Below are 26,948 nucleotides of genomic sequence, written 5' to 3'. Positions count from 1 at the left end.
CGACTGTTCACCGCCCGCCTTCGACTGCGTGCCTTCGAAGACGCGGATGCGAACGACCTCTTCGCACTGCACAGCAGCGCCTACGTGCTGCGCTACTGGGACGCGCCACCGTGGAGCGAACACGTGCGCGCCGAGAAGTTCATCACGGCTTGCCGGCAGATGGCACAGGAGGGCACCGGGGCGCGGCTGGCCGTAGATCGTGTCTCCGACGGGGCGTTCATCGGCTGGTGCAGCCTGAACAGGTGGAATCCGCACTACCGCAGCGCGTCGCTTGGCTACTGCTTCGACGATGCAGCGTGGGCAACGGCTACGCGACCGAGGCCGCGCGCGCTCTGCTGCGGTGGGCATTCGACACGCTGGACCTAAATCGCGTCCAAGCTGAGACCGATACGCGCAACGTGGCTTCTGCCCGCGTGCTGGAGAAGCTCGGCTTCGTGCGGGAAGGGACGTTGCGGGAAGACTGCGTCGTCAACGGCGAGGTCTCTGACTCGTGGGTCTACGGGCTGATCAGGCGGGAGTGGCGGCCGTCGTCCGAGCCGGTTCCCGCCCACTGAGCTCTGCCGCTCGGCACCCGGTATCGGCTGACCCCAGGCAACTGATCACTGCGCCTCATCCACATAACGGCGAACCGGACAAAGAGTTACAGGAAAAGCGTGGCCCCCGCCGAATTCCAGTTGAGCCGAAGCGCGATAGCTGTCACATAGGCAGGATTGTTGTCACCTGCGAGGTTTGGCGCCGAAAGGCTGTTCTCTCAGCGCTACGCCCCATACCGCTGCCTGCGGCAGGCTCGGCGTCCGTTGAGGCACAGCGACAGTTAAGTACCCGTACTCATGCGACCTCTCGCTCCCGCCGTCCACAGTGGTCACGGATACGAAAGGGGGCGACAGTGGTGGGGCATCGACGGCGTACCAGAGCCATTCTGGGCATGGTGTGCGGCGGGGCGCTGCTGGCGGTATCTGCCTGTTCGCAGGGCGGCGCCACCAACCCGAAGACTGTCCGCGAACTCGCCGGCAGTGCCGAGGCGGTCAAGGCCCGCAAGCAGGTGGAGCAGGAGATCCGGAAAACCATCACCTACTGGGATGCCCGCACAGCACTCACCCTTGGCCTGGTCACCGTGGACGACTTGTGCGTGGGCGGCCGGGCGAAGGAGTGGTTCTTCCAAGATGGCGATGATCAGTACAAGATCCGCTGCAGGATGTACCTCAACGCCTACTTCGGCGCCAGCCCACGCCATGTCTCCGACACGATCGACAGTGTCCTCACCGCAGGCGACCCCGAGGGCTCCCCGATTCCTTTCGGCCACGACTTCATCTACGCGACCAAGGTCGTTGACTACTACCGGGGCACGACAGGCGACCCGCAGGGCCCAGGAACCGGTGAGCCGACCCAACTATTCAGCGCGGGTACGGTCACGCTCGACTGGGACCAAGTCCGCCAGACCGGAAAGCGTGAGCTGATCGAGGAACCACCGGCATGCTCCCCCAGCGATCCGCCTGTTCAGCGATGCCTGCGCGAACCGGCCTCCACCAGCGTTACGAAGATGCGCCGCAAGTACGGCATGGTGTTCAAGCTCACCTTCCCCTCCAGTGACTACTTCACCGAGTTCAAGGACGGCCAAGCGGTCAGCCCGTGATGCGAGAACCGATCGACTGAAATCGAGCGGGCAACTCCTCACGGCTGAGTGCTCTCCACCGGCCTGATGCCGAACATGCAAGGCCGGACTCGCTCACGCCGCGTCCGTGCCTCGGCCGTCACCTCGTCCTCCCGGCATGGGGCTGACGTGCGGTTCAAGAGGTTGATTCCTAAAGCGCGTTGCAGAAGGCCGTGATTTTGCAGGTCAGGGTCCGACTACGGCTCCTTGATCACGCGGCGAGGGCGAGGTTGTGCATGTGCGCGACGGCTCGGACCGCATGGTGGAGGCCGTCGCCGTACTGCCGGCAGTCGCGCAGGATCTTGTAGTTCTTCAGCCGGCCGATCGCATGCTCGACCCGCGCGCGGACCCGGCGATGCTCCGCGTTGTCGGCTTCCTCGCCGGCCAGCAGGGGCCGGCCGGGTCGTTTGCGGTGCGGGACGACCAGGCCGGTGTTGATATAGGCGCCGTCGCCAAGCACGGTGACGCCTTGGCACTGCTCCGGCAGGCCGGTGTCGCGTCACACATGGGCGTCGGCCCTGTTTCCCGGGGCCGGGCGGGCGGTCGCCACGACCAGACGTGTCTCGGCGTCGATGATGACCTGCACGTTGGCGGAGAACCGGTAGCTGCGGCTCGAGGCGCCGACCTTGCGGTCACGGACCGGGACCAGCGTGCCGTCCACGATCCACAACCGGTCCGCGGCATCGACGGGACGGGAGGCCGGCTCGAGCGCGAGGAGGGGCCGCAACCGCTGAATGCCCCGCACTCCGTGGCCGGCGACACCCCGAACAGCGGCGCGAGCTGCCGCATCGTGAGGTTCGTGCGGTAGTAGACAGCCACCACCAGCACCCGGTCCGCAAGCGGCAGACACCATGGCCGCCCGATTCGCGGCCCGTCGCCACCCCGCTCCCGCACCACCTTCAGCAACCGCTCGAACTGCTTCACCCGCAGCCCGGTGAACGTCTCCACCCACAACGGATCAGCCCTCAACACCCCAGCCATGCAAGAGAAATGACCTGATCACGGCCTTGTGCAGCACGCTTTAGGGCGTGTATCGGAAGTGGATCTTGGCCGTGAGATGATCTTGGCTTGTGGCGCGTGGAAATCTGACGGACGAGCAAGGGGCAGTGCTGGAGCCGCTGTTGCCGAAGGGCACGAAGCCCGGCTGCCCACCGATATGGACCCGGCGGCAGCTGATCGACGGCATACGCTTCCGGGTCCGTACCGGCGTCCCGTGGCGGGACATGCCCAAGGAGTACGGGCCGTGGGGCCGGGCGTACGACATGTTTCGCCGCTGGCAGCGCAACGGCGCCTGGCAGCGCATCCTCACCCAGCGCCAGGCTCGGCCCGATGCGCAGGACCTGATCACCTGGGGCGAGGAAAAGGGGGAACTGCAGAAGGAACTGCCCGGCGGCGTCACCACCGAGCCCGACGACCACGGCCTTGGGCGCTCGTGCGGCGGACTTGATGGGGATTCCTGAAAACGACCAGTGGTGCTCTTCGCCTCACTCGGTCCGGCTCTCAACGGACTGGGGAGGTTCAGTGAGCGGCGGGCCGCACAGCTGACTGCGCGGCTTCTGCGGCCCGCCGCCGAGAGATGATCTCCAGGCCGGCTTGGAAACCGTGGCCAGGCTCAGAAGTCGTAGCAGACGTAAGAGCCCTCGGGCCCGCGGGCGATCCGCTCCGAGCCCCAGCAGTGGAGCATCGGCCCAACGCGGTACAGGGCGGCGCCACCGGCCAGCAGGACAAGGACGGCGAGCACGGCGGTCACGATATCCGCATGGCCGTCATCCGCCGTACGAGCCACCAGGCCCCTGCGACCGCAAGCGCCCCCAGCCCCAGCATGACGGCCGATACCGGGGCGGTGTTGTTCTGGATTCCGGGAAAGCGGTCCGGGTGCGTGGCGCGTTGGACGGCGGCGAAGGCGAAGAAGAACAGCAGCAGCCCCAGCAGCAACAGTCCCACAGAGCCGGCCCCGCGGCCGACGGCCCGGCCCCGGCTCCGCGGGCTTCCGGGCGCCTTGGCGTCGTCCGCGCGCACGAGCCGCCGGTCGAGGACCGCCCGGAGCCGGTCCACGTCCTCGGGGTCCGCCACGGCCCGCTTGGGCAGGACGGCGAAGCCGACGGCGGACTTGTCGGCGCTGAGAAGCACGAACAGCTCCGGCGTCTCGGCATAGCGCGAGTAGGGGTGCCAGTCGTGGCTGGCCGAACTGTGCGCGGTGGTGAGCCGGACCCCGGTGTCGTCGACCGTCCCGCAGATGTCCCCCTGACGTTCGGCGAGCCGGTGAAGGCGGCGCGCCTGCAACCACGGCACCGCAGTCATGAAGGCGACGAAGACCACCACCCCTGCATACAGCGGCCACGGTGTGTCCCGGTGGCCGGAGCCAGCCGCCGACAGCAGGGCGCCGATGGTCGTGACCGCCACCGTCCAGACCAGCGCCCCGCGCTGAAAGCGTCCCGCGCCGGTGCTCCTCGCGCGTGCCCGCAGCGCGGACGCCAATTCGCCGACGGTCGGCCGGTAGGCCAGCTCCACCGGTCTCTCGGCGACCGCGTCCGTTTCCCGGCCCTCGGCCATGTCCCCTCCCCGGTTCGGTGATCAACCGGATCGTAGAGGCTTTCCCAGCCGCACCGGCGACCTGGCGGTGGTCGGCGTCCGCGGTCGCAAAGTCCTGACCGCTACTTTGCGGCTGGTGTCTGCGGTAGGACCCCGGGGGCACAAGGGCGCCTACGGCGTCACTCACGCGATGCGCTGCGCGCAACCTGGACTGGCCACCACGGCTCTGATGCTGGCTGCCTATCGGGCGGGCCCTCCCTTGCGGTGCCCGTCCGCAGGTCAGCGCCGGTCCGCCTGGGGAACCAAGCCGAGCGACTCCGAGGAGACCGCGAGCACCGGGTGGGGAAGTTCAAATAGCCCCATCAGACTGACCACCAAGCTGCACCTGGCCGTCGAGCAGGGCCAAAAACCCATGTCCATCGTGATCACCGCCGGGCGGCGCGGTGACTCCCCGCAGTTCGAGGTCGTCCTGAGCCGCATCCGGGTGCCGCGGCTGGGGCCGGGCAGACCGCGCACCCGTCCCAGTCGGGTGCGCGCCGACAAGGCATACGCCTCCCGCAAGAACCGCGCCTACCTGCGCAGACGTGGCATCCGCTGCACCATTCCGGACAAGGCCGACCAAGCCCGCAACCGTAAGAAGCGCGGATCCCACGGCGGCCGTCCGCCGAAGTTCGACCCGGAGGACTACAAAGCTCGGCACGCGGTCGAGTGCGGTATCAATCGCCTCAAGAGGCACCGGGCCGTGGCCACGAGGTACGACAAGCTCGCGGTCCGCTACGAGGCCACCGTCCTCGTAGCAGCCATCAACGAGTGGCTGTGACCTGCGATGTCAGGTCAGGCTGTGGCGTGCCACGGCGAGAAACTCCGCCTTGAACGGCTCCAGGCGCTCGGCCAGGCTCCCCTCGTCACGCTCCTGCCAGACCGCTTGATTAAGGGCGCGGGCGTAGGCGGTCGTCGGTGAGTGAAGGCCAGGGGCACACAGCAACTCGATGCTCTTCTCGGCTATTCGAAGACCGTCCATCGCCGGCCTCGCCGTCACATACCAGTCATCACCGACCGCCCATTGATGCGGCCGCGCATGGGCCACGCCCTCAGCCTCCAGCGCGCACCGAATGAACTCCAGCACGGTCCTGATCTGCTCGGCACGCCGCTCTTCCGCCCGTACCGCAGCCCGCCTCTGTTCTTCAGCCCGGTCAGCTGTCCGCTGCGTCGTGCGCTGGGTCAGATACGTCAACGCACCACCTACAGCCACACCGACCATCGAAATCACTGGGGTCCACGCGTCTCCTGCCACGGCCGACTACTACCAGTACCTGCCCATCGACCGCTGCCGATCTTGCGAGATGGGCTTGTCTGCCCAGATACCGAGCCGCCCCAGGACCCACTTCCGATACGCGCCCCAGTTGGCCGGGGCTGTGGAGCGCTGTGTTGCGGTACCGGATGGTCGTGATGAGTCCGGCTTCTCGCACACACGGCCTTGCGCGGGCCGGGTTCGGGCTGGGACCTGCACGAATACCGCCACTCCGCCCTGACCCATCTCGACGAGCAGGGTGCCTCGCTGTTGATGCTGATGGCCAAGTCCCGGCACAAGAAGCCGGAGAACGCCCGCCGCTGACCGCCTGCGCCAGGTAGGGCTGGCCGCACGGGCGGGGAGCCGTTCAGCGCGGAATCACCCAGCCCGGTGCCCAGGTCCCGGCGGCGTCGTGGCCGGCCGCCGTGGCGGCGAGGTGGGCGCGGAGGGTGACCAGCGCTGGGTGGGGGTTGTCGCGGTGCCAGAGGAGCGAGTGCGGGTAGACGGGCGTCGGGTCGGTCACCGGGATGCGGCGCAGGTCGTGGTCGGCGGGCCAGATGAGGCGGGTGGGCTCGCCCATGAAGGTGGCCAGGGCCGGGGTGTCGGCGACGGTGTCGAGGAGTGCGTCGGAGCCGAAGTTGGGGCCGGTCACCTCGATGGTGAGGCCGAACTCGGCGACGAGGTCGTCGTAGTAGGCGGCCCATTCGGTGCCGGGGGCGATACCGGGCATCCAGATCCGGTGCCCGGTGAGCTGCGCGAGGGTGACCGAGCGGGCGCCTGCCAGTGCGTGGCGGGGGCCGGTGAGGAGTTGGAGCGGTTCGTCGAGCACCCGGACGGACTCGACGTCCTCGGGAAGGGGCCGGCCGGGCGCGGCGACGGCGCGGAAAGACGCGTCGATCGCACCGGAGCGGATGGCGGTGACGGCCGTCTCGATGTCGAACAGCATCATCACGTCGAGGTCGATCTCGGGGTGTGCGCGGTGGAAGCCGCGCATCAGGCTCGACTGCGCGCTGCGCGAGGCGATCACGTCGACGCGCAGCGGACGGTTACCCGGGCGCACGGACGCGCCCGCACGCTCGGCGACGCGCAGCAGCTCGCGTGCGTGGGGCAGGAACGCCTGACCATCGATGGTGAGCTCGGCGCCGCGTGGGGCACGGGCGAACAACCGCACACCGAGGTCGTGCTCCAGTGTGGCGATGCGTTTGGAGACGGCCTGCTGGGTGATCGACAGGTCGGTGGCGGCTTTCTGGAACTGGCCCGCTTCCGCGACGACGACAAAGGTACGCATTGCTTCGAGGTCCACGCCGACCCACCTTAGTGAACAACTGATGGTTGTAGATTGCTGGCAGGTCAGTTGTTTGACCTGCCATTGTCCTGCCCGCATACCTCTCATTGGTCAACGTCAGTTTGTCCGAGTGGGAGCTCAAGGGGAGTGCGCTGAGCAGGGTGGGCAGGAGACGGTTGGGCGGCAGTTCGGCTGGCTGTGGGCGTCATCGTGACCTTCGTGGACTGGGCACACGCCAGCCGTGGCCCGGCCTGCATCGACGCGGCCTCCCTCGCGCCGCAAATCGTCCTCGCCGCACACGCCCCCGCAAACATCGCCCGCCTGCTCCGCGACCACCCTGCCACCACCACCGCGTTCCTCGCCGCGCTGACCGGCCACTGGCACCGCAACGCCCACCAGCCCGCGCCCCCGGCGCCCACGGGACTGCGCGCCTACCAACAGCGCGCCGCGGCTGCCGGTCTCGCCCTCCTCGACTACCACCTGGGCTGAAACCACGACAGCGATGCGGCCGCCCGGCCCGACTCCGAGGTCGGGCGGTCGCGGTGTGCGACACCTGCCGTCCGCACTGCCACGGCACCTTCCCGGACGCGTGCTCGGTCACAGCGCGCGGCGCGGACTCCAGCAGAGCCGGGGCGTCTTCACAGACCGGCGGGGGTTCCACTCAGGAGGCAGGCTGAGCACCCCAACAGCCAGGCGGGTTGAGGACTTGCCTTCTGTGTCAGCCGCGTTTACGAGGGCGGGTCTTCTGCCGCCTGTGCGGCTGCCGTGTCGAGGTCCAGCCATGTTTCCTCGGTCAGATCGGTGGCGGCCCAGCGGGCAGCGGACAGACCTCCTCAGGGGTACGGAAACCTGCGACCACGCAGGCCACGCGGGGGTCGCGCAGCGGAAACCGCAGTGCGGCGTGGGGGAGTGCGGTGCCGTGCCGGCCGGACACCCCGGCAAGGAGCCGAGCACGACGCAGTGCCGATTCCGAGGCGGGGCCGTAGTCGAAGGTGGCGTCACTCGCGGGGTGAGGACGGCTGAGCAGACCGGAGTTGAACGGGGCGGCGGCCACCACCGCGACCCCACGTTCGGCGCACGCGTCCAGCAAGGGGCGAGCGGTGCGGTCGAGAAGGGTCCACCGCCCGGCCACCATCACGGCGTCGACGTCCGCCTCCGTGACGATGCGCAGCAGCGGGGCGACCGCGTTCATGCCGACACCGACGGCACCGATGACACCTTGGTCGCGCAGAGCCGTCAGCGTGGGCAGGGCATGGTCGAGGGCAGCGTCCAGGTGATCGTCGGGATCATGGATGTAGACGATGTCCACATGGTCCAGTCGCAGGCGATTCAGGCTGCCTTCCAGACTTCGCAGGACACCGTCCCGTGAGTAGTCGGGGCGACGGACCAACGTGTCGGGTACGGCGAAGTCTCCTGCCGCCAGGTCGGATCCGGTGGGTGCCGGGTGGGGTTCCAGCAGCCGGCCGACCTTGGTGGAGATGGTGAACTCCGCCCGTGGACGGTGAGCGAGGGCATCGCCGAGCCGCCGTTCGGACAGTCCGAGGACGTAGTGCGGGGCGGTGTCGTAGTAGCGCACCCCCACGTCCCAGGCGACCTCGAGGGTGGCCTGTGCCTGGCAGTCGTCGATCGGGCTGCAGAGATTGCCGATAGGGGCGGCACCGAATCCCAGCGTGCTGACACGGACGCTCGTACGACCGAGTGGGCGGGCCTTCACGAGGGGATTCCGTACCAGCGCGCGGCCGTTGTCCCGACGAACGAGCCCGGCCTGGCGACCTGGTCCATGTCGGCGGGGATGGCGTCAGGTGCCGGAGCCCGTCCAGTTGTGGTCGGTGTGGTCCGGCTGGCAGGTCCACTGCACGGAGTTGGCGCCGTTGGACGTGCTCCGTCCGTAGATGGTGAGGCAGAGGTTGCTGCCGCCGTTGACGAGCACGGATCCGCCGGCCGTTCCGCTGGCCCGTGACCAGTTCTGGGTTGCGTCGCCGTTGCAGCGCCACTGGGTGATCTGGGCGCCGTCGGAGGTGCTCCTGCCGTACACGGAAAGGCAGCGGTTGCTCTGGAAGTTGCGGATGCGGGATCCGTCCCAGTACCAGTTCTGCGCGCTCGTACCGTTGCAGTCCCACTGGACCACGTTCGCCCCGTCATTGAGGCTGGAGCCGTATGGCAGGAGGCACTTGTCACTGTTGATGTTCCGGAGCCTGACGGTCTCGATGGAACGAGCGGTGGGCGAGAAGTTGAAGACCAGGCGCTGGGGAAGGACTTGGGTGGACTGGGCCACCTCGTTGATCCCGCGCACACGCCCGCTGGAGCCGTCCCAGTCGAGGTTCTGCGTCATGTCGGGAACCGCCGTCAGGACGTGCGGGGCCTCGCTGCGCCCGGCCTTGTGGACGCAGGCGCTCTCGCGGTACCCGGTGTCGAAGGACGACGGGCACAGACCGCTGAGGAAGAAGGAGCCCTGCGCGTAGACCGCGCCCTGCATGCCCCAGACCGGTGAGGTCCAGGCGGCGGAGGCGGTGACCGAGTTGCCGTTCCCCGTCCTCGGCAGGCCGGCGGTCAGGTCGAGTGGCCATTCGACGAGACGGCCGCCCGCCGCCTTCTGGACGTACTCGCTGGACAGCAAGGCTCCGGTGGACCGGTCGAAGCTGAGGGAGGTGAGGCAGGGAGCGTCGCCAGTGACCGCTTGGCAGGATGAACTGCTGTCCGAGGGCGTCCGGTAGAGGTACGACCTGGGCAGGACGTAGTCGAAGCCGGAGGGTCGGTTGGTGGCGCGCATCAGGTCGGTGAGGCGGAAGACGTGCAGATACCGGCCGTTGCCGACCAAGAGGTTGTCCTTGTACCAGACGACGCTGTCGGCGTGGGAGGCGAGCGGGGTCAGCTTGCCGTCCGCGGACAGGGTCGTCAGGAGCACGTCGGTGTACCGGGGGGTGGCCGCGGCGTGGCTCACGAAGCGCAGCCTCGCCAGCGTGTTGTCCTCGTTGTGCCAGGAGACGACGTCCCAGAGGTGGCCTTCCCACGAGCCGTCGGCCACGTCGTTGTGCGGCACGGAGAGCCCCTGCGGGCTCCAGCCGTTCGTGCCACTGTCGTCACCGTCGTTCTTCCAGCAGTAGCCGTCGGCGTCGACACCCGGGTTGAAAGGAGCCGGGTAGCACAGACCGTCCTGCCCCGCCGTGCCGCTCCCGGCGAGGGTGGTCAGCCCGACCTTGCTGAGTTGGGTGCTGGCTGCCTCCCCCTCGTTGACGGCCGAGGTCGAGTCGCTGTCGAGCGACAGCTTGAACCCGCCGGCAGGGATCGGGGCGATCTCGCTGGCCGCCTGCGCCGGGCCGGCCATCACGTACATGCTTCCCAGCAGCAGCGAGCAGATCGCCGTCAGGCGGGCCAGCAGCGCGACTTTCGTAGGCATGCGGGAAAGAGGAAGGGAATAGTGCATCGCATGATCATGACATGCCTGACCGGGCGTGAAGCATCTCGTCGCATACGACGCTCGTGACTGCGGTGTCATCGTGGCCGGGCAGCTCCGGCGTGGACCCGACGCCGTCCCTCGTCAACGCAGAGATCAATACTTTCGATGACGAACCATCAGCTGACATACGATCATTTCCATCTGTTTGCCAGCGGGATCGGTCACTGATCGGGCCGCATTCTTGAAGAGCGGCTTGCGGCTCGCCCAGGCCGAGGACGACCGCGTCGCCGTCGCTCGGATTCTGGCCCGCCCCGGCATCAGCAAGGCCCTGCGCGCCGCGGACGAAAAGGCCATCGACGGCAACGCCGGAGGAACTGCGCTACTTCATCACCGTCGGTCAGTACCAGGTCTGACCGACCCGCTGACGCCGGCAGCCGTACTGCCCGCCCGCGGAGAAGACGGCGCGATCGACGTGGCCGGGATGATGACCTGGGACGACTCAACCAGATCCTGGCCGGCCACCGCCTTCAGCCGCCGCGCATGAGGCTGTCCCGCGATGGCGAGACGCTGCTGGTCGGCGGCTACACCGCCCCGGTGTCCACGCGCCGGCACACCGTGTGGCACCGCCTTCACCCGGCCGAACTGCACCCCTCCAGGAGGGCGCCTTGCTCGCTCTGGACAGCGTCGACGAACTCCACCCGCCGATCGCCCGCCTCGCCGAAGCGATCGAGCGTGACCTCTGTACCCGTGTGCAGGCGAACCTGTACGCCTCTTGGACCAGCATCGAGGGGTTCGGCGTCCATTGGGACGACCACGACACGGTCGTGGTCCAGCTGGACGGCTTGGAGCGGTGGCGGATCTACGGCACGACCCGCCCGTTCCCGCTCTACCGCGACATCGAGGACCCCGGCGAGGCATCCACCGAGCCCGTGGCCGACATGGTCCTCCATCCCGGCGACGTTCTGTACGTGCCGCGCTGCGTGTGGCACGCGGTCTCCGCCGACCAGGGCGTCCGCTCCCTGCATGGCACCTGCGGTCTGCAGACCCACACCGCGACGGACCTGATGGCGTGGGTGTGCGAGCAGCTGCTCGCGCACGAGGACTGGCGGCGCGACCTGCCGCTGCTCGTCTCACCGGACGTTCAGGCCGACGCCGTGGACGGGATGCGCAAGCGGCTCGCCGAACTGCTGGACGCCCCGACGCTGCTCGCCCGCTACCGGGCCGCGATGGACGGCCAGGCCGTCGGTCGGATGGTGCCGAGCCTGCCGTACATCGACGGCGTTCCCGCCGACGGCGGCCTCCGGGTGCGGCTGACGACCGCCCGCGCCGTGCTGGACGTCGGCGACGACGCGGTGACGCTCTCCGCCGCCGGGAGCACGTTCGAGTTCGCCCCGGCAGCGGAAGCGGTGCTGCGCCCGCTGGTCGACGGGCAGATCGTGGACCTGGCCACGCGCGCCGATGCCGGCCGGCTTCGCCCTGGAGGACGTCGTCGGGGCACCCAGCGCGGCAGCTGGGGCTGAGCCGGAACCTGCCGTGATCGTGGCGGTAGGGATCGCCGAGCAGAGTGCCCGACCAGCGCGGAAGCGGTGGATTGGGGCAGGAGCGGTCACTGCCGCGGCGGCCGTGGCGATCGGCCTGTGGGTGTGGCCGAGGGGGGAGAATTCGGGTCTGTGCGTCGGTGCGATGTGGCTGTGGCACGACGTGGACCTCTTGGCTTTCGATGCGGACGTGGTCCGGACCGGCTCCGAGCTGTTTCGCGCCGAGGGCCAGTTCAGGCGGTTGGCACTTGGACTCAGCCGGCAGGTGGCTGCGAACGTGAGGGTGCTGAGGGAGAGGTTCCCGGATCTGCAGAATGTAGCCCGGTACCTGGCTTCCAGGCCGGTGCGACGGGGATTCCTCTGGGACGGCTTCGACGCCGGGGTCGCGGCCGCTCTGGTGGGTGGCCCGGATTCGGCCCGCGAACTCCTCGGGTGAGTCCTTCGAGAGGACCCGCTGGCCCCGTGGATGGCCGAAGGGGCGGGAGAAGGTACGCGAGTTTCACGTGATCGCGCCGGATTGCGACGCCGTGACTGCCTGGGTCATCCGGGCCGTGGACTCATGCCGGAACAAGCTGGGCGTGGTTCCTGTGCCGCTCGCGGTCAGCTGAACGGACCCGCTCGTTGAGCGACAAAGCTGCGGTCAGGCTGGCAGGACTCGCTTCCGCAACGGGCCGAAGCCGGCCCGACCGTACATCTGGCGCTTGATCATTTTGCTCCGGTTGACGTGGCCTTCCACGACGCCGGAGTTCCAGGGCTGTGAGAGGCCGGCGATGACGGCGGCGAGGTCGCGTTCGAGGTGCTGCGCGAACCGGCGGAGACTGGGCGGTTTGGTGGCTGGGGTGGCCGCTGCGGTCCTTTCGGGTAGCCGGTCGCCTTGCAACTGGGTGACCATGCGGGCGAAGGCGCGCACGTGACCAGCGAGTTGAGGAACATCACGCGGTCATGAGCGGGCAGCGGGTGCCCGTTCGCCCAGGGGGCCTCGGCAGCGGCATGGTGATGTTGGTGCTTTGGTGTGTTGCGGTTTCTCCTGGCTGGGGTGGTTGTTGTTGTCATCGGTTGTTCGTGGGTGTCTTGTTGGGAGTGGTGGCCGCTTCTCGGTGAGTGGAGCGTTGTGGCGCGGTGGAGCTTTTGGCGGGCTTGGACGTTGCGAGCCACAAGCCGGTGAGCACGGCGGTGGCCACGGTGACGGTGCCGGCGGTGAGGAAGGCGCTGTTGAGGCCGGTCTCGAGGGATGTGCCGCCGGATTTCCGGGGGCGGACGATGGCTCCGAGGACCGCCACGCCGAGCACCGCACCGATTTGCCGGGTCGTGCTGGTGATGCCTGAGGCGAGGCCGCTTTCGTGCGGGCTGACTGCTTGGATGGCGGCGCCTGTGAGTGGGGACATGGCCAGTGCGAAGCCGGTGCCGATGGCTCCCAGCCGCCACCACACGTTGCTGTAGCCGGTGTCGGCGTGCACTGTGCCGAGCGCCAGCAGTCCCAGGCCGGCCAGGGCGAGGCCGGTGGTGACCGCGATCCGGAAGCCGTACCGGGCGGCGAGTCGGCCCGCGTACGGGCTGACGATCACCATGGCGAGGGATACCGGCAGGGTCTGCAGGCCGGCGCGCAGGATTGAGCTGCCCTGGACGTACACGAAGAACTGGGAGAAGAAGAACGACGAGCCCATGAGCGCGAACCCCACCACGGTCATGGCGGTGTTGGACACGGTGAACAGGCGCTGCCCGAACAGCCGCAGCGGCAGCATCGGAGCGGAGCGGCGCGCTTCGACGGCGGCGAAGGCGGCGAGGAGGATCACCGCGGCGGCGAAGCTGCCCAGGATGACCGGTGAGGTCCAGCCGCGGGCTCCCCCCTCGATCAGCCCGTAGGTCAGTACCCCCACCGCCAGAACGGACAGCAGCGTGCCCGGGATGTCGATCGCGGGGGCGCTCGGGTTGCGGGACTCGCCGAGGTGGCGCAGGCCGGCCAGCAGCAGGACCACGCCGATGGGCAGATTGACCAGGAAGATGGCGGGCCAGCCGAAGGCTTGTGTCAGCACGCCGCCGGCCACGGGGCCTGCGGCCAGACCGATTCCGCTGAGTCCGGCCCACAGCCCGATCGCCTTGATGCGTTCCTGCGGCAGGGGACAGGCGGCGGCGAGCAGGGCGAGCGAGGCGGGGCTCAGCGCCGCGGCCCCGATGCCCTGCAGCGCCCGGCCGGCGACCAGCCAGCCGAGCGAGGGCGCGAGGCTGCACAGCAGCGACGCGGCGGTGAACACCGCCACGCCGGTCAGGTACACCCGCTTGCGGCCGAATCGGTCGGCGAAGACCCCGCCGGACAGCAGCAGCATGGCGACCAGCAGTACGTACGCGTCGACGATCCATTGCAGTCCGGTCAGCTGAGTGTGCAGCCGGTGCTGCATGTCGGGCAGTGCCGCTCCGACGATCGTGTTGTCGAGCAGGACCATGAATTGGCCCAGGCAGGCCACCGTGAGCAGCACGGCCCGGTTTGATCGACTGCCTGCGGTCGCACGTGATGCGGCGATGGGATCCCCCTCGATCGTGAGTTGCGCCCGGTCGCGGTCGACGCGGGGGCGATACACCTGAGCACCCTAAAGCAGTCGGTGACTGCGTTAGTCGACTATAGGGAGGGCCGCCTCGCAAACGCAAGCGATGACTGCGTTAAGGTGGGGGGTATGAACGAGCGACAGCGGGCCCGGCGGCCCGGCGGGCGCAGCGCCCGTGTCGGTGCGCAGGTGCACCAGGCCGTCACCGGCCTGATCGGCGAGCGCGGTTACGGCAACTTCACCGTCGGCGAGGTCGCAGCTCGCGCAGGTGTAGCCGACAGCAGCATCTACCGCCGGTGGGGCAGCCTGGAAAACCTGCTCACCGACGTGGTGCTCACTCGCCTCAATGCGCAGTCGCCGATGCCCGACACCGGGAGCCTCGCCGGTGACCTGCGCACGTACGCGGCCCAAGTGGCCCGCGAGATCACCGGACCCGACGGTCCGGCGGTGCTGCATCTGGCCGTCGCCCTGTCGAGCAGTGGTGAGCAGGGCCTGCGGGCTGGTGCCGGCCTCCGTGCCGAGCGCACCCGGCAACTGCAGTCCATGCTCGATCGCTCCCGTGACCGTGGCGAGCACGCACCTGACGCGTTCGACGTGCTGGACCACATCCTGGCCCCGATGTATATCCGCGTCTTGTTCGGCATGGTCCCGCTCACCCCGGACTACATCGACGGGCTGGTCGACCGATTGCTGTGACCTCAACCCGTTCCCGCGATCAGCTCTCGGACGCGGTGCCAGGGGTCCGTGAGGTGCTCGCCCGCACGCGCCCGGCCGGCGTTGGCAGGTTACCGGAGCCGGTACCCGCGCTGGAGGGATGATGCCGTGGTCCGTATCACCGCCGAGCAGTACCGGGAGATCTTCGCGCGCCGCTCATGCCTTCTTGCCGGGTCCACTGGCAGGGAAGAGGTCAGCGAGAGCGACCTGCGCATGGCGGTCTCCCAGCTGATGGACGCGGCAGGTCTCCAGCGCGGGCGCCTGAGGGGGATCGTGCTGAAAGGCGACGACGCGGTCGCCGCCGATACCGCTGCTGAGCAGCTCAGCCTTGATCCCCGCCGCGAAGCCCGGCTGGTCATGGAGGGGGCGGCTGACCGGGTTCGCGCCAGGTTCGGGCCCCACGCGATCGGCCCGGCTGGCGCGGCCCGGCGCGCCTCCTGACCACCCGCGAGGGGGTCGACGAGGCCTCCGGGGCCCAACCGGTCCCGGAGGCTTGTCCCTTGCTCTGCAGACCCGTCCGACAAGCGGGGCCCGCCCACGTCACGTTGCGAGGGCCTCCGTGCGGTCGAAGGGGTCGGGACAGGCGGCCGTCTCCTCCAGCCGGGATGACGCGTAGACGTGGGGCGCAGCGGGCAGGATCCTTCGGCTACTTCTCACGGATGCTGCCGCTTGAGGTCCGGTGAACCAGGATGGCTGCTGTGTGCACCGCTGTTTCTGCAGCCTCTTGAGTCACGGGGGCGCTGGTGGGTCCTGCCTCATGACGGTCTCGCTGTCCGTGCCAGAGCAGGCTGATCAGCGCGACGACAGCGTCGATGTCTGCAGGCGCTCCCGTCCTGTCGGCGATGACCATCTCGAACTTGTGCCGCCCCTGATCCAGGCGGGAGCGGACTTTGCCGAGGGTGGGTTCCGGGTCTTTAGGCAGGAAGAGCGGGTTGGCGATGGCCTCAACGGCCTTGATGGCACGAGAGTATGCGGCGCTCGGGTCGGGCTTGATCCCGTATGTCTCGGTGAATGCTGCACGGAGATGATCGGCGGCCGTCTCTGCCTTCGAAGCCCCGGCGTCTACGGCTTTGTCGTAGGGGGCGTGGAGCGCCTCGTCCATACGGCGCTCGAGCCTGCTGCCGTCTTGGGAGACTGTGAAGGCGCAGTCGCCCTCGCGCAGGATGCCCTCCAGCTGGCGGGCGTGGGAAGCAGCCGTTTGCTGGTGGTGCCAATCTGCCCCGCGCAAGGCTTGCTGTACGCACCGCAGCGTTGCGTCGATGATCTCCAGTCGGAGCATCGGCTTCTTCGGGTCGCTGAGTGTGGCCGGCGTCTGGTTTGGATCGCTGGTCCTGAGGATCTTGGATGGAAGCTTCAGCCGCACCGCCACGGGGGTCGCCATGCCGAACGTGCGCAGCACCTCGTACAGCCATTCAGTGATGGGCACGTCGATGTGGTCCGGCACACCCTCTGCCCACAGAGCTTCCGGTTCGGTCTTTCCCGCCGGACGGTTCAGACAGCCGTCTCCATGTGCTTGTCACAGGTCGACTGTATGAGGACCGACGATGAGATCACGAACGACTTGTTGACGGCCCGAAGACATGAAGGCGCCATATGCCACCCAGTTTGGGTCGTGGGCAGTCTGACTATGGCGATGTCGCGGGTCAGCGCAGGCGGACCACGGTGACGACCGCGTGCCGGGTCGTGCCCACCACGGCCTCCGCCACCACATCACCGGCGGCGGGCGTGTAGGAGCCGCCGGCTTTCGTAGACGCTCGCCCAGCCTGGGGGCCAGGCGCGGGCCGACGACGGAGGCGAGCGTGGTGGTCAGCCGCTGCGAGAGCGCCACCCGGTCGTCGGGCAGCCGTACGGCGAGCACCTACGGATGCCGGGCCGTGCCGGTGAAACCGACCACGGTGGCGTCGACCGTGTCCGCGTGCCACTGGTGAAGAGGCAGTGTTTCGATGCTGCGCAATTCACCGTTGTGCTGCTGATGCGGCTGGGCAGGTCTTACGTCGGGGACTCGTTGGGGACGAGGGTGAAGCTACCCACTGCCACGGCCAGGACCGCCAGGCAGGCTCTCCTGGAGACTGCCTGTGGCAGGCGGTGTGGACTCTTCGACGCTCGCGGTGGTTTTTCTCTGCTCGTCTCGCTGGCCGGGGTGGTGGGAGCGCCGGCCGGCTGGGAGGAGGCCCGCGGCCTCCTCCCGCGGCTGTCAGGCGCTGACCTGGATGTCTACCTGGTCGGTGGAGAAGGCGACGTGGCCGGCGATGGCTGCGACAGAGTCGTACGGCTCGCGGTAGGACCACACCGCGTCGGGGAGCCCGCCTCCGGGGAGGGCGATGCCGTAGTAGGACGCGTCGCCCTTGTAGGGGCAGTACGTCTGGGTGGCGCTGGATGTGAGCAGCGACTGGTCGACGTCGTCGAGCGGGATGTACTGGACGGGCGGGTAGTTGGCCTCGTGCAGGGTCAGGGCCCGGGTGGTGTCGGCGACGGTCTGTCCGCCGGCGCGCGCCACGACGCGCATGCCGGTGGGCTCGATGGTGATCGGATGGTCGGGACCGTGGATCTTGGGTTCCCGTGTCGTCGTCATGGTCTTCTCCTCGATTCCTGGTGGTGGGTGGTCTAGCCGGAGATGAGGTCGAACTCGTTGCCCTCGATGTCGGCGAACGTGGTCCACCGGGCGTCGCCACGAACGACTTCGTGGAGCTTGGTCGCCCCGAGAGCGAGCAGACGCTCGCTCTCGCCCTCATAGTCCCTGGTGATCAGATCCGGGTGGAACCGGTTCTTGACGGTCTTGGCCTCCGGCACCTGGTGGAAGGCCAGCCGTGGTCCGCTGCCGGGATCACCGGCCTCCACCACGGCGTCGTGCTCGTCCGCCCCGTCGGCGACTGTGCGGTCCAGAACCGCGGCCCAGAACTGCGCCGCGCGTACGGCGTCGGTGGCGTCGAACGACGCGCCGAAGAAGGCGCTACTCATGCGCTGCTCCCTGCATCGAAGAGTGATTAGACCAGTCTGTTCATTTATTTCTTGAACCATAGAAGCGGCTCATCGATGTGTCAAACACCAGATGAGATGCTCTGACGTCCTCGTCGAGTTGACGAGACTAGACCGACCTGTTTAGCTGGATAGCGAAAGAAGACAGACCGGTCTAACCAAATCTAGAAGGGTCGCGATCATGTCCGAGTCGCAGACAGCCCTGGTGACCGGCGCGACGTCCGGCATCGGCCGGGCCGCAGCGCTGAAGCTCGCCCGGGACGGGTTCAAGGTCCTGGTCCACGGACGCGACGCCGACCGCGGAGCCGCAGTGGTCAAGGAGATCGAGAGCGCAGGCGGCAGCGCCGAGTTCCTCGCCGCCGACCTCGCCGATGTCGGTGTTGTCAGGCAGCTTGCGGCCACGGCCGGGGACATCGACGTTCTCGTCAACAATGCCGGGTTCTCCTGGTTCGGCCCCACCGCCGACCTGGAGCCCGACACCTACGACGCGCTGTTCGACGCCAACGTGCGCAGCGCCTACTACCTCACGGCTGCCATCGCGCCGGCGATGGCCGAGCGCGGCCAGGGCGTCGTGATCAACCTGGGCAGCATGGCCGGGCAGGTCGGCCTGGCGGGTGGCGCCGCCTACAGCGCCACCAAGGCCGCGCTCACCTCGCTGACCCGTTCCTGGGCCGCCGAGTACAGCCCGCGGGGTGTGCGGGTCGTCACCGTCGCCCCCGGGCCGGTCTACACCGGCGGTTCATCCAGGGAGCGCCTCACGGCCCTGGGCAAGACCACGCTCCTGGCCCGCACGGCGGAGGCCGAGGAGATCGGAGACGTCATCGCGTTCCTGGCCTCGCCGGCCGCCGGCTACATCACCGGCGTTGTCATTCCCGTCGACGGCGGACGCACCGCCGTCTGACCCCCACCGCTACAGAAACCGAGCAAAGCAATGGACAATCCCGTCGTATTGATCACCGGTGCCCTCACCGGCATCGGCCGCGCCGCCGCCGTCGCCTTCGCCAGGCAGGGCGCGAACGTGGTCGTCACCGGACGCCGCGATGAGGCCGGCAAGGCCCTGGTCGAGGAACTGCGTGCGGCCGGCTCGTGGGCCGAGTTCATCAACGCCGACGTCCGCAACGAGGACGACGTACGCGCCATGGTCGACGAGACCGTCGCACGGTTCGGCCGTCTGGATGTCGCGGTGAACAACGCCGGCACCGAAGGCCGGCCCAGCCCGATCACCGACCAGAGCGCGGAAACGTACAACGCGACGTTCGACACGAACGTCCTGGGCGTGCTCCTGAGCATGAAGCACCAGGTCCGCGTCATGCAGGAACAGGGCAGCGGCAGCATCGTCAACATCTCCTCGACCTACGGGCACGAGGGCGCCGCCGGGGCCTCCGTCTACGTCGGCAGCAAGCACGCCGTCGAAGGCATCACCAAGTCGGTGGCCCTGGAGGTCGCAGCCTCGGGGATCCGCGTCAACGGTGTGGCCCCCGGCCCCACGGACACCGGCATGCTGACCCGCTTCACCGGCACACCCCAGAACAAGGCGGCCCTGGTGAGCGAGGTCCCGCTGGCCCGCCTCGGCCTCTCGGAGGAAGTCGCCAACGCGATCGTGTTCATCGCATCGGAGCAGGCGTCGTTCATCACCGGCCACATCCTCAACGCCGACGGCGGCCACAGCGCCAACTGATCCGCTCCGGGTGCAGAGCTTCCCTGTGCACCCGGACGCCCCCCACATGCGGCTGCCGGAAACCGCCGCCCGGCCCACCATCTCACCTCCACATGCTGATCCGAGGAGAAGCGCCAGCATGCCCGATCACACCCACGACACCGCCCCGACCCAGTTCGTCGAGGCCGGCGGCATCCGTTTCGCCTACCGGCGCTTCGGCAACACAGCCGCCGGCCAGACACCGGTCGTGTTCTTCCAGCACTTCATCGGCAACCTGGACGACCACGACCCGGCGATCAGCGACGGATTCGCCGCAGACCGCGAGGTCATCCTGTTCAACAACACCGGAGTGGCCTCCACCAGCGGCGACGTCCCGGACACCATCGAGCAGATGGCCACCGACGCGGGCAGCTTCATCGACGCCCTCGGGCTGACGAGCGTGGACCTGGTCGGCCACTCCATGGGCGGCCTGGTCGCCCAGCAGGTCGCCATCCAGCGCCCCGACCTGGCCCGCAAACTGGTCCTGGTGGGCACCGGCCCGCGCGGCGGCGTGGGCATCGGCGAGACGCCGGCGGATACCGCCGCACTGTTCACCGTCAAGCTGCCCCGGCAGGAAGACATGTGGCTCCCGGTCCTCTTCGCGCCGACCGAAACCAGCCAGAAGCTGGGCCGCGCATACGTCGATCGGATCGTGGCCCGCAAGGACCGCGACGACTCCGCGTTCGGCGAGCAGGTCTTCGCCGGCCAGGGCACCGCCATCCACACCTACGGCGCCACGAAGGACCCCGCGTACTCGGTCCTGAAGAACATCACGATCCCGGTCCTGGTGGTCAACGGCACCGACGACATCATCATCCCGACGATCAACTCGTACATCCTCCAGCAGTTCCTCCCCAACGCCGAGCTGATCCTCTACCCGGACGCCAACCACGGCGCCCACTTCCAGTACCCCGAGCGGTTCGTCACCCACACCAAGCTCTTCCTCGACCGCTAGGACGTGGCGGCCAGGCAGCAGGCCCCACAGAGCAGAGGCGGTCACCGCAGCACGGTGACCGCCTCTGCTCGTCAGCGAGGGAAGACAGGTCTGTCTGGCTCTGTTGGACGGGGTAGGAGGCGAATGAGTCCCCGCGAGGAGCCGTAGACTGGACCGCCAGTCTGAAAGAAGGAAGCCATCATGCCCACCAAGGCCAACGCCTCGAAGCCGTCCGTGCGTGAACGTCTGCTGGCCGCCGCCGACGAGCTGTTCTACAGCGAGGGCGTGCAGAGCGTCGGCATCGACCGCATCGTGCAGAAGGCCGGCGTGGCCAAGGCATCCCTCTACAACCTGTTCGGCAGCAAGGAAGAACTGGTCCAGGCATACCTCGACGCCCGCCACGCCAACACCCGTGACCAGGTCGAACGCGCCCTGACCCGGTTCCGGACGCCACGCGAACGCCTGCTCGGAGTCTTCGACGCGCAAGGCCAGCTGTTCACCGAGCCCGACTTCAACGGCTGTGCGCACATGACGGCCAGCGCGGAGGCGCGGCACGGCGGCCCCGTCGAGGGCGCCGTGGACCGGTACCGGCTGTGGGTGCGGACCATGTTCACGGATCTGGCGCGGGAGGCCGACGTCGCCGACGCCGAGGGCCTGGCGCGGCAGCTGCACCTTCTGTACGACGGCGCGGGTGTTTCGGCGCGGATGGACCGGGACCCGTCCGCGGCGACGACCGCCCGCGCGGCAGCCGCGGCGCTGTTCGACGCCGCAGTCAGGAACAAGGAACTGGTCGACGCCGGGCAGTAATCCGGTGGGACGCCGAAGCCCCCGCTGAGGACCAGCTCAAGCGGGGTGTCTGAGGGCATTGCAGCGACGCGATCCCCTGCGCCCCGTCGCGTTCGCTCAGCATGACGGCGTGCTGTTCGCCTCCAGGGCCAGCGTTTGGTACCCGGGTGACCCGGCGGTGATCACCGGCGGTCAAGGCGTTCTGCGGTCCCGGGACAACGGCACGACCTGGCACGACGCCTCCGACGGCCCGTCCTTCCTTACCAGGCGAGCGTACGTAGCGGATCGCGCCGACGACCTCGCGGCGGGGCCCACGCCTTCGTTAGTGCCTGTTCCTGAGGCCGACATGACATGACGGTGGTCGTGACGCTTAAACGAACGGCTCGTTGGATCTTCAGGGCTGTGAGGGCGACCGGAAGGGGCCAGGAACCGAACTGCTGCAGCACACGTCTCCCGCACCATGATCTCAAGCGAGCGCCAAGAGCACACGATTTCCACCAGGCTGGTCTCGCCGTCCGCAGTGAGTGTGGATCCGTCGAAGACCAACGACTACAACAGCTTCGCCGAGGCGTACACGGCCGCAAACGAAACCAACCTGGTCAATGCCTACTACGAGCGGCCCGCGATGCTGGCCCTCGCTGGAGACGTGGCCGGCCGGCGGATCCTCGACGCCGGCTGCGGCTCGGGGCCCCTGTTTGCCGCGCTGCGCGACCGTGGCGCCATTGTGAGTGGCTTCGACGCGAGTGCCGAGATGCTGCAGCTGGCCCGGCAGCGGCTCGGCGACGGTGCGGACCTGCAGGTGACGGACCTGGGCAGCCCGCTTCCTTACCCTGATGACACGTTCGACGATGTAGTCGCGTCCCTGGTGCTGCACTACCTGGAGGACTGGGGGCCGGCGCTGGCCGAGCTGCGACGCATACTCAAGCCCGGCGGTCGGCTGATCGCTTCCGTCGACCATCCCTTCGCCATCAACCTCATACACCGCGAGGCCGGCCGCGAGGCCGAGTACAACTACTTCGACACCACCAAATGGACCGTAGAGTGGACCATCGGCGGCCAGACCGCCCTGGTGAGTCGCTGGAACAGGCCGCTGCACGCGATGGTCGAGGCTTTCACCGGGGCCGGTTTCCGGATCACGGTCATCAGCGAGCCGGAGCCTGATCCCGCCGCCCGCGAGATGTTCCCCGAGGCCATCGCGGCCAAGCCGCGCTTCCTGTGCTTCCTGTTCTTCGTCCTGCAGGCCGACTAGCAGGGCCTGTGTCAGTTCCTTGCGTGTCAAGTCGATTGGTCCGTTGATGCAGTTCAGGGGCTCGTCGCTTCGGGCGGATCCGCGCGAAGCGACGGCTGGGCCGCAGGCACCGCCCGCCGTACGGTGGGTGTATGGGCAGGGGCGGAGTACCCCGGCTGCGTCTGGTCGTCGTCGCGGTCGACGGGGGCGGCCCGAGGCTGTGCCGGGGATGCGGTGGGCCGTTGATGCCGTCGGCGAAGTCGTCGACGGCGGTGTTCTGTGAGGCGGCGTGCCGTTCGGGGCACCCGCGGCGGATGCGCCGAACGAGGGCTCGGACCGAGGCGGTGAAGGCTGGCGTGACAGCTTCGTGTCCGCAGTGCGGGGTGGCGTGGACGGTCGGGGTCGACCGCCTGGTCTCGGCAGTGTTCTGCTCTCCCGCCTGCCGCAGACGGGCCTGGCATGCGCGGCGCGCCCGGTCCGGCGAGGCGTGAGCCTGCGCGTTCGATGGACGCGGGGCCCCTTCGGGCGCCGGGGCCGTAAGCCCTTCTCTGCCGGGCGAGTCGGTCGGATGGTGCGAAGTGACGGGCTTCCAGGCGAGTTGACGGCATGCAAGGGTGTTGTCCCCGGGGCTCGTGGGGGTGGTGTCCGGATGACCGGGATGGTCGGCAGTGTGACCCAGCAGCGCTACGACGAGCTGGTCAAGCTGGGGCGGGACTGGGTCGAGACCATGAGCAGCGTCCAGTGGCGGCTCGGAGACGCGGCCATGGAGATCGAGCCGATGCGCTCCTACGGAGGCACCAACCCGGTCGGGGAGTGACAGTCTGCGGGCGAGTGTCAGTTGGACATCGTCATCTGAGTGTCAGCGGCACAGCCTCCGCGACCTGGTGATTGGCACTGACGGGTAGTGCTCACCGGTTGCTGACGTGAGTGACGAACGACCAGGTCATTCTCACGCCGACTGCTATAGCGGGTGCAGAGTTCGCGCTGGTCAGAGATGTGGCTGAGCGGTGGGGCGGCAGTGGGTGGGCGTCAGCCAGTTCTGGGTGGGGGCCTGAGCAAAGAGCAGGGGTTGAGTAACTGCGGTCATGGAGTGACTAGGTGGCTGTTCCCGTGCGGGCTGGGCGTGGATGGCTGCATGGTTCAGGTGGTGTTGATCGGTGAGTTGTGGATCGGGCGGGTTTTCGAGGAGGGGGGGCGAGGTGGGTGTAGAGGGCGTCGAGGGTGAACATCGCGTCGAGGCCAGCCAGGGTGGCAGGGTCGAGGAGAGGAAATGGGAACTGCTTGGGGGTGATCAATGCGGCCAGGAGCGGCAGGAGTTCCCAGCCGTTGTCGAGGCGGTTGCGCAGCCAGGAGCGGATGCCGGCAGGGGCGGTGTGGCGCCACATCCAGATCAGGGTGCTGTCTTGCTCGGTGAGTCGTGAGGCGGGTTGTTGGGTTGCCGTAGCGAGGTGTTCGGCCAAGCGCGCGGTGAGAGCGTCGCGGGCCTGGGCGGCCCATGCTTCGTTGGTCTGTACGTGTTCGGATTCGGTGTCGTCGAGGTTGGTTGCGCGGTGGAGGGTCTGGGCGGCGAGGACCGCTCCGTCGGGGGTGGCAGCCATGCCGCCAGGACGGCGGGCCGCTGGCCGGGTTCCAGGTCGAAGCGGCACCGTCCTCGTCCGGTGTCTGTGCGGCCGTCCCGTTGAGGCGCTCGTACTCCACGAGCTCCTGTGGTGAACCCTCGACGATACGCATGCTTGTGCCCCCTCCATCGCATACAGGACGGCAACCCGCCGCCCGCTGACGCCACATTAGCCAATGCAGCGCTCGATTTCCGGAGCTTTAGCTAAAACTCAGGGGACTTGGGGTGCCGTCCTGCAGATGGATCGCGTCGTGGGCTCTTCGGATATGTACGGCACGTTCGGAGCGGACAGCAGACTTCGGCGGCACTCCCCGACGCGACTTGTTACTCGAACCGGATCTGGTCGAGAGCACGTCCTTGTTCGTACATGCTCTACCCACACCCGCGGAGCTGCCGCACCATGACCACACCCTCACCGCCGCCCTGGTCTCACTGCGGACACGACGCGGACCCGGTCATCGACCCGGTCGGCTGTCGTGGCATCTACGTCCCCGGCCACACAGCCTGCCTGGCCCACCTCACCGACACCAACCGCGACGCCTATCTGAGCAGGCTGCCCCCGGGCGCCGATATCAACCACAGCGGCACCCCCTTCACCCCAAACCTGCTACAGGCCCTCCTTAACGCCCTCATCGACCCCTCGACCGGCAAACCTCGCCTAGGCATTGCCATGTTCACCCAGGCACAGTTCTCCGGCAATGCTCAGTTCGGCGGGGCGCAGTTTTCCGATACGGCCTGGTTCAACGGGGCGCAGTTCACCGGCGAGGCGGGGTTCATCGGAGCGCAGTTCTCTCGGGACGCTTGGTTCAACATGGCGCATTTCTCGGCATCGCCCGGTTCGGCGAGGCGCATTTCTCCCGCGACGCCCGGTTCGGCGAGGCGCATTTCTCCCGCGACCCCCGGTTCGGCAGGACGCAGTTCTCAGACGCTGCCGGATTCATCGAGGCGCATTTCTCCGGCAACGCCCAGTTCGTCGGGGCGCACTTCTCTGGCATCGCCTGGTTCATCGAGGCGCATTTCTCCGGCAACGCCCAGTTCGGCGAGGCGCATTTCTCCGGCGACGCCCGGTTCGAGCAGGTACAGTTTTCCGGCTTCGCCGGATTCAGCGGGGCTCAGTTTTCCAGCAACGCTGAGTTCGGCGGGGCGCAGTTTTCCGATACGGCCTGGTTTGGCAGGGCGCAGTTCACCGGCACCGCGCGGTTTGAGCGGGTACAGCTCTCCGGCGACGCGGATTTTGAGGAGGCTCAGTTCTCCGGCGAAGCCTGGTTTGGCAGGGCACAATTCTCCGGCCCCGCCGGATTCGGCGGGGCGCAGTTCTCAGATACCGCCTGGTTCAACGGGGCGCGGTTTGAGGGTGTGTCAGTGTTGGGACCGTTGGTGTGCGCGGAAGGGGTTATGTTATCGAGGGCCGTTTTTGTACTACCGGTGACGCTGGAGATAGCGGCGCGGGAGATTGTGTGTGAGCGGACACGGTGGGAGTCGACGGCAACCGTGCGGGTCCGGTACGCGAGCGTGGACCTCAGTCACGCGGTCCTGACCGCCCCTGTCGCGGTCATTACCCATCCCACCCCCTCTAACGACTATCGCACGCCTGTGACTGAGGACCTTCTGACCGCCCCAAGCCTGCAACCGAGCATCTCGCACGAGGTGCGGCTTGTCTCCGTACAGGGCGTGGATGCCGCGCACCTGGTGCTGACCGACACCGACCTGACCGATTGCCTGTTCTCTGGAGCCTTTCACCTCGACCAAATCCGCCTGGAAGGCCGCACCACCTTCGCCAATGCCCCCACCGGCTGGCACCGCCACGGCATCCAACCCGCCCACTTCACCCGTCGACGTGTCCTCGCCGAGGAACACCACTGGCGTGCCCACACCGCCGGCCTCGGGTCCCGCAGGTGGCGTCCCGGCCCGCACCCCACCGATCCCGCCCGCACCCCCGACCCGGAAGACGTCGCCGCCCTGTACCGGCATCTGCGCAAGGCTTTCGAGGACGGCAAGAACGAACCCGGTGCCGCCGACTTCTACTACGGCGAATGCGAGATGCGACGCCACGACCGAGTCGGCACCACTAAGGGCGAGCGTCGCCTGCTGTGGGGGTACTGGCTGCTGTCCGGCTACGGACTGCGCGCCTCCCGTGCCTTCAGTTGGCTGCTGGCCGCCATGAGCGTGACCATTTTGCTCCTGATGGGCATCGGTCTGCCCACCCACGACCCCGACCCCGCCACCACTGGAACCCTGAATGGCAGCAGGATCAGCCTCAACACCAGCATCCCCGACCCGGCTCTTTATGGTGGATGGCCGCAGCGCATGACCGGGGCCCGCGCGGAGAAAGCCACGCGTGTCGCTGTCAACTCGGTCGTCTTCCGCTCCAGCGGCCAGAATCCCACGACCGCCGGCACCTACATCCAGATGGCGTCCCGTCTCCTCGAACCCACCCTCCTCGCCCTCGGCGTCCTCGCCATCCGTGGACGCATCAAACGCTGACCGCGGCCCCGGCGTCGCAGGCGTGGTCCGATAGCCATCCCGGCGCCCTGGAACCGAGTTTCGTGCTCTCGCTGACGGGCTGTTCGAGTGCCCCGCCGGCCACCCCCTCGCTGTCCAGAACCTCGACCTGGACAGCCCGCACGCCTGGGTAGTCGACGCCTCCGGCATCCTTGGCTACGCCACTAACCTCGCGCTTTCATGAAGTCTGGTGTCCGACGGATGGTCAGATAAACGAAAAGTGCCTCTGACCAGCAAGAATGAGGATTGTCGAGGTCCTT

27 protein-coding genes and 5 pseudogenes are annotated in these 26,948 nt (G+C 68.1%); 19 read left to right on the top strand and 13 right to left on the bottom strand.

Going from position 1 to position 26,948, the window contains the following annotated elements; genetic code table 11:
* The first annotated feature begins 3 nt into the window (after positions 1–3).
* Positions 4–554: pseudogene (locus tag ACGFZQ_RS50165) on the top strand (GNAT family N-acetyltransferase).
* Between the two features lie 332 nt (positions 555–886).
* Positions 887–1,633 carry a hypothetical protein gene (locus ACGFZQ_RS50160; RefSeq protein ID WP_393846190.1) on the top strand — a complete coding sequence of 249 codons (747 nt, stop codon included), beginning with the start codon at positions 887–889 and terminating at the stop codon, positions 1,631–1,633.
* Positions 1,634–1,862: 229 nt separating this feature from the next.
* On the opposite strand, the pseudogene ACGFZQ_RS50155 reads toward ACGFZQ_RS50160, so the two are convergent.
* Positions 1,863–2,632: pseudogene (locus ACGFZQ_RS50155) on the bottom strand (transposase family protein).
* 125 nt (positions 2,633–2,757) lie between these two features.
* Here ACGFZQ_RS50155 and ACGFZQ_RS50150 point away from each other — a divergent pair.
* Positions 2,758–3,111: a transposase gene (locus ACGFZQ_RS50150; protein WP_393846189.1), complete on the top strand. Its 354-nt coding sequence runs from the start codon at positions 2,758–2,760 to the stop codon at positions 3,109–3,111.
* 152 nt (positions 3,112–3,263) lie between these two features.
* Here ACGFZQ_RS50150 and ACGFZQ_RS50145 read toward each other — a convergent pair whose 3' ends face one another.
* Positions 3,264–3,392 (bottom strand): hypothetical protein, encoded by a 129-nt coding sequence (locus ACGFZQ_RS50145; protein ID WP_393846188.1) that lies wholly within the window; start codon positions 3,390–3,392, stop codon positions 3,264–3,266.
* A 5-nt stretch (positions 3,393–3,397) separates the two neighbouring features.
* Positions 3,398–4,204, bottom strand: a complete 807-nt coding sequence (locus ACGFZQ_RS50140) for a YcxB family protein (protein ID WP_393846187.1) — start codon at positions 4,202–4,204, stop codon at positions 3,398–3,400.
* On the opposite strand from ACGFZQ_RS50140, the gene ACGFZQ_RS50135 reads away from it, so the two are divergent.
* Positions 4,203–5,003, top strand: a complete 801-nt coding sequence (locus ACGFZQ_RS50135) for a transposase (protein ID WP_393846186.1) — start codon at positions 4,203–4,205, stop codon at positions 5,001–5,003. The two genes, ACGFZQ_RS50140 and ACGFZQ_RS50135, sit on opposite strands and share 2 nt — an antisense overlap.
* A 9-nt stretch (positions 5,004–5,012) precedes the next feature.
* Here the strand turns inward: ACGFZQ_RS50135 and ACGFZQ_RS50130 are convergent, their stop codons facing one another.
* On the bottom strand, positions 5,013–5,417 hold the full coding sequence (locus tag ACGFZQ_RS50130) for a hypothetical protein (protein ID WP_350783781.1): 405 nt from the start codon (positions 5,415–5,417) through the stop codon (positions 5,013–5,015).
* Between the two features lie 234 nt (positions 5,418–5,651).
* Between ACGFZQ_RS50130 and ACGFZQ_RS50125 the strand changes: the two are divergent.
* A pseudogene (locus ACGFZQ_RS50125) lies at positions 5,652–5,798 on the top strand (site-specific integrase); the annotation flags it as partial.
* 43 nt (positions 5,799–5,841) lie between these two features.
* On the opposite strand, the gene ACGFZQ_RS50120 reads toward ACGFZQ_RS50125, so the two are convergent.
* A complete protein-coding gene (locus tag ACGFZQ_RS50120) occupies positions 5,842–6,777 on the bottom strand; it encodes a LysR family transcriptional regulator (RefSeq protein WP_393846185.1) in 936 nt (311 codons plus the stop codon).
* 201 nt (positions 6,778–6,978) lie between these two features.
* Between ACGFZQ_RS50120 and ACGFZQ_RS50115 the strand changes: the two genes are divergently transcribed.
* Positions 6,979–7,248 (top strand): hypothetical protein, encoded by a 270-nt coding sequence (locus ACGFZQ_RS50115; RefSeq protein WP_393846184.1) that lies wholly within the window; start codon positions 6,979–6,981, stop codon positions 7,246–7,248.
* Between the two features lie 304 nt (positions 7,249–7,552).
* Here ACGFZQ_RS50115 and ACGFZQ_RS50110 read toward each other — a convergent pair whose 3' ends face one another.
* Entirely contained in the window at positions 7,553–8,473 is a 921-nt protein-coding gene (locus tag ACGFZQ_RS50110) for an aldo/keto reductase (RefSeq protein WP_393846183.1), read from the bottom strand.
* Between the two features lie 84 nt (positions 8,474–8,557).
* Positions 8,558–10,156: an RICIN domain-containing protein gene (locus tag ACGFZQ_RS50105; RefSeq protein ID WP_393846182.1), complete on the bottom strand. Its 1,599-nt coding sequence runs from the start codon at positions 10,154–10,156 to the stop codon at positions 8,558–8,560.
* A 253-nt stretch (positions 10,157–10,409) separates the two neighbouring features.
* Here ACGFZQ_RS50105 and ACGFZQ_RS50100 point away from each other — a divergent pair, with 253 nt between their 5' ends.
* The 3 genes from ACGFZQ_RS50100 to ACGFZQ_RS50090 all read left to right on the top strand — a co-directional run bounded on the left by ACGFZQ_RS50100 (position 10,410) and on the right by ACGFZQ_RS50090 (position 12,130).
* Positions 10,410–10,700, top strand: coding sequence for a hypothetical protein (locus ACGFZQ_RS50100; protein ID WP_393846233.1), 291 nt, complete (start codon positions 10,410–10,412; stop codon positions 10,698–10,700).
* A 121-nt stretch (positions 10,701–10,821) separates the two neighbouring features.
* Positions 10,822–11,676, top strand: coding sequence for a JmjC domain-containing protein (locus ACGFZQ_RS50095; RefSeq protein ID WP_393846181.1), 855 nt, complete (start codon positions 10,822–10,824; stop codon positions 11,674–11,676).
* Between the two features lie 103 nt (positions 11,677–11,779).
* Entirely contained in the window at positions 11,780–12,130 is a 351-nt protein-coding gene (locus tag ACGFZQ_RS50090; RefSeq protein ID WP_393846180.1) for a hypothetical protein, read from the top strand.
* 204 nt (positions 12,131–12,334) lie between these two features.
* Here ACGFZQ_RS50090 and ACGFZQ_RS50085 read toward each other — a convergent pair.
* A pseudogene (locus ACGFZQ_RS50085) lies at positions 12,335–12,508 on the bottom strand (ISL3 family transposase); the annotation flags it as partial.
* A gap of 235 nt (positions 12,509–12,743) precedes the next feature.
* Positions 12,744–14,213, bottom strand: coding sequence for an MFS transporter (locus ACGFZQ_RS50080; RefSeq protein ID WP_393846227.1), 1,470 nt, complete (start codon positions 14,211–14,213; stop codon positions 12,744–12,746).
* 150 nt (positions 14,214–14,363) lie between these two features.
* Here ACGFZQ_RS50080 and ACGFZQ_RS50075 point away from each other — a divergent pair, with 150 nt between their 5' ends.
* Both ACGFZQ_RS50075 and ACGFZQ_RS50070 read left to right on the top strand, forming a co-directional pair.
* Positions 14,364–14,930 (top strand): TetR/AcrR family transcriptional regulator, encoded by a 567-nt coding sequence (locus tag ACGFZQ_RS50075; RefSeq protein ID WP_393846179.1) that lies wholly within the window; start codon positions 14,364–14,366, stop codon positions 14,928–14,930.
* 126 nt (positions 14,931–15,056) lie between these two features.
* Positions 15,057–15,389 carry a hypothetical protein gene (locus tag ACGFZQ_RS50070; RefSeq protein ID WP_393846178.1) on the top strand — a complete coding sequence of 111 codons (333 nt, stop codon included), beginning with the start codon at positions 15,057–15,059 and terminating at the stop codon, positions 15,387–15,389.
* Between the two features lie 205 nt (positions 15,390–15,594).
* Here the strand turns inward: ACGFZQ_RS50070 and ACGFZQ_RS50065 are convergent, their stop codons facing one another.
* The 3 genes from ACGFZQ_RS50065 to ACGFZQ_RS50055 all read right to left on the bottom strand — a co-directional run bounded on the left by ACGFZQ_RS50065 (position 15,595) and on the right by ACGFZQ_RS50055 (position 17,906).
* Positions 15,595–16,392 (bottom strand): hypothetical protein, encoded by a 798-nt coding sequence (locus ACGFZQ_RS50065; RefSeq protein WP_393846177.1) that lies wholly within the window; start codon positions 16,390–16,392, stop codon positions 15,595–15,597.
* Between the two features lie 750 nt (positions 16,393–17,142).
* On the bottom strand, positions 17,143–17,520 hold the full coding sequence (locus tag ACGFZQ_RS50060; protein WP_393846176.1) for a DUF427 domain-containing protein: 378 nt from the start codon (positions 17,518–17,520) through the stop codon (positions 17,143–17,145).
* Between the two features lie 32 nt (positions 17,521–17,552).
* Positions 17,553–17,906 (bottom strand): VOC family protein, encoded by a 354-nt coding sequence (locus tag ACGFZQ_RS50055; protein WP_393846175.1) that lies wholly within the window; start codon positions 17,904–17,906, stop codon positions 17,553–17,555.
* Positions 17,907–18,105: 199 nt separating this feature from the next.
* Here ACGFZQ_RS50055 and ACGFZQ_RS50050 point away from each other — a divergent pair, with 199 nt between their 5' ends.
* The 6 genes from ACGFZQ_RS50050 to ACGFZQ_RS50025 all read left to right on the top strand — a co-directional run bounded on the left by ACGFZQ_RS50050 (position 18,106) and on the right by ACGFZQ_RS50025 (position 23,385).
* Positions 18,106–18,825: an SDR family NAD(P)-dependent oxidoreductase gene (locus tag ACGFZQ_RS50050; protein ID WP_393846174.1), complete on the top strand. Its 720-nt coding sequence runs from the start codon at positions 18,106–18,108 to the stop codon at positions 18,823–18,825.
* Between the two features lie 30 nt (positions 18,826–18,855).
* Complete coding sequence (locus ACGFZQ_RS50045) at positions 18,856–19,602, top strand: SDR family NAD(P)-dependent oxidoreductase (RefSeq protein ID WP_393846173.1); 747 nt, start codon at positions 18,856–18,858, stop codon at positions 19,600–19,602.
* 118 nt (positions 19,603–19,720) lie between these two features.
* Positions 19,721–20,575 carry an alpha/beta fold hydrolase gene (locus ACGFZQ_RS50040; protein WP_393846172.1) on the top strand — a complete coding sequence of 285 codons (855 nt, stop codon included), beginning with the start codon at positions 19,721–19,723 and terminating at the stop codon, positions 20,573–20,575.
* A gap of 180 nt (positions 20,576–20,755) precedes the next feature.
* Positions 20,756–21,361, top strand: a complete 606-nt coding sequence (locus tag ACGFZQ_RS50035; RefSeq protein ID WP_393846171.1) for a TetR/AcrR family transcriptional regulator — start codon at positions 20,756–20,758, stop codon at positions 21,359–21,361.
* A 439-nt stretch (positions 21,362–21,800) separates the two neighbouring features.
* The gene (locus ACGFZQ_RS50030; RefSeq protein ID WP_393846170.1) at positions 21,801–22,589 is read left to right on the top strand and encodes a class I SAM-dependent methyltransferase; all 789 of its coding nucleotides are present in this window, start codon (positions 21,801–21,803) and stop codon (positions 22,587–22,589) included.
* A 628-nt stretch (positions 22,590–23,217) separates the two neighbouring features.
* Positions 23,218–23,385, top strand: a complete 168-nt coding sequence (locus ACGFZQ_RS50025; RefSeq protein WP_393846169.1) for a hypothetical protein — start codon at positions 23,218–23,220, stop codon at positions 23,383–23,385.
* A gap of 277 nt (positions 23,386–23,662) precedes the next feature.
* On the opposite strand, the gene ACGFZQ_RS50020 is transcribed toward ACGFZQ_RS50025, so the two are convergent.
* Positions 23,663–24,166 carry a hypothetical protein gene (locus ACGFZQ_RS50020; RefSeq protein WP_393846168.1) on the bottom strand — a complete coding sequence of 168 codons (504 nt, stop codon included), beginning with the start codon at positions 24,164–24,166 and terminating at the stop codon, positions 23,663–23,665.
* Between the two features lie 387 nt (positions 24,167–24,553).
* Between ACGFZQ_RS50020 and ACGFZQ_RS50015 the strand changes: the two are divergent.
* Positions 24,554–24,937 (top strand): annotated as a pseudogene (locus ACGFZQ_RS50015) (pentapeptide repeat-containing protein); the annotation flags it as partial.
* Positions 24,938–24,987: 50 nt separating this feature from the next.
* Positions 24,988–26,670, top strand: a complete 1,683-nt coding sequence (locus ACGFZQ_RS50010; RefSeq protein WP_393846167.1) for a pentapeptide repeat-containing protein — start codon at positions 24,988–24,990, stop codon at positions 26,668–26,670.
* Positions 26,671–26,948 lie beyond the last annotated feature (278 nt).

Origin of the sequence: Streptomyces sp. NPDC048254 (genome assembly GCF_043201895.1) — a bacterium.
Classification (GTDB): domain Bacteria; phylum Actinomycetota; class Actinomycetes; order Streptomycetales; family Streptomycetaceae; genus Streptomyces.
This window is presented reverse-complemented; position numbering and strand designations above follow the sequence as displayed.

Coding starts and splice junctions, on each gene's coding strand:
- ACGFZQ_RS50135 (WP_393846186.1), top strand. CDS start 4,203: ATGTCCCCTCCCCGGTTCGGTGATCAACCGGATCGTAGAGGCTTTCCC.
- ACGFZQ_RS50140 (WP_393846187.1), bottom strand. CDS start 4,204: ATGGCCGAGGGCCGGGAAACGGACGCGGTCGCCGAGAGACCGGTGGAG.
- ACGFZQ_RS50105 (WP_393846182.1), bottom strand. CDS start 10,156: ATGCCTACGAAAGTCGCGCTGCTGGCCCGCCTGACGGCGATCTGCTCG.
- ACGFZQ_RS50075 (WP_393846179.1), top strand. CDS start 14,364: ATGAACGAGCGACAGCGGGCCCGGCGGCCCGGCGGGCGCAGCGCCCGT.
- ACGFZQ_RS50060 (WP_393846176.1), bottom strand. CDS start 17,520: ATGACGACGACACGGGAACCCAAGATCCACGGTCCCGACCATCCGATC.
- ACGFZQ_RS50055 (WP_393846175.1), bottom strand. CDS start 17,906: ATGAGTAGCGCCTTCTTCGGCGCGTCGTTCGACGCCACCGACGCCGTA.
- ACGFZQ_RS50050 (WP_393846174.1), top strand. CDS start 18,106: ATGTCCGAGTCGCAGACAGCCCTGGTGACCGGCGCGACGTCCGGCATC.
- ACGFZQ_RS50045 (WP_393846173.1), top strand. CDS start 18,856: ATGGACAATCCCGTCGTATTGATCACCGGTGCCCTCACCGGCATCGGC.
- ACGFZQ_RS50040 (WP_393846172.1), top strand. CDS start 19,721: ATGCCCGATCACACCCACGACACCGCCCCGACCCAGTTCGTCGAGGCC.
- ACGFZQ_RS50035 (WP_393846171.1), top strand. CDS start 20,756: ATGCCCACCAAGGCCAACGCCTCGAAGCCGTCCGTGCGTGAACGTCTG.
- ACGFZQ_RS50030 (WP_393846170.1), top strand. CDS start 21,801: ATGATCTCAAGCGAGCGCCAAGAGCACACGATTTCCACCAGGCTGGTC.
- ACGFZQ_RS50025 (WP_393846169.1), top strand. CDS start 23,218: ATGACCGGGATGGTCGGCAGTGTGACCCAGCAGCGCTACGACGAGCTG.
- ACGFZQ_RS50020 (WP_393846168.1), bottom strand. CDS start 24,166: ATGGCTGCCACCCCCGACGGAGCGGTCCTCGCCGCCCAGACCCTCCAC.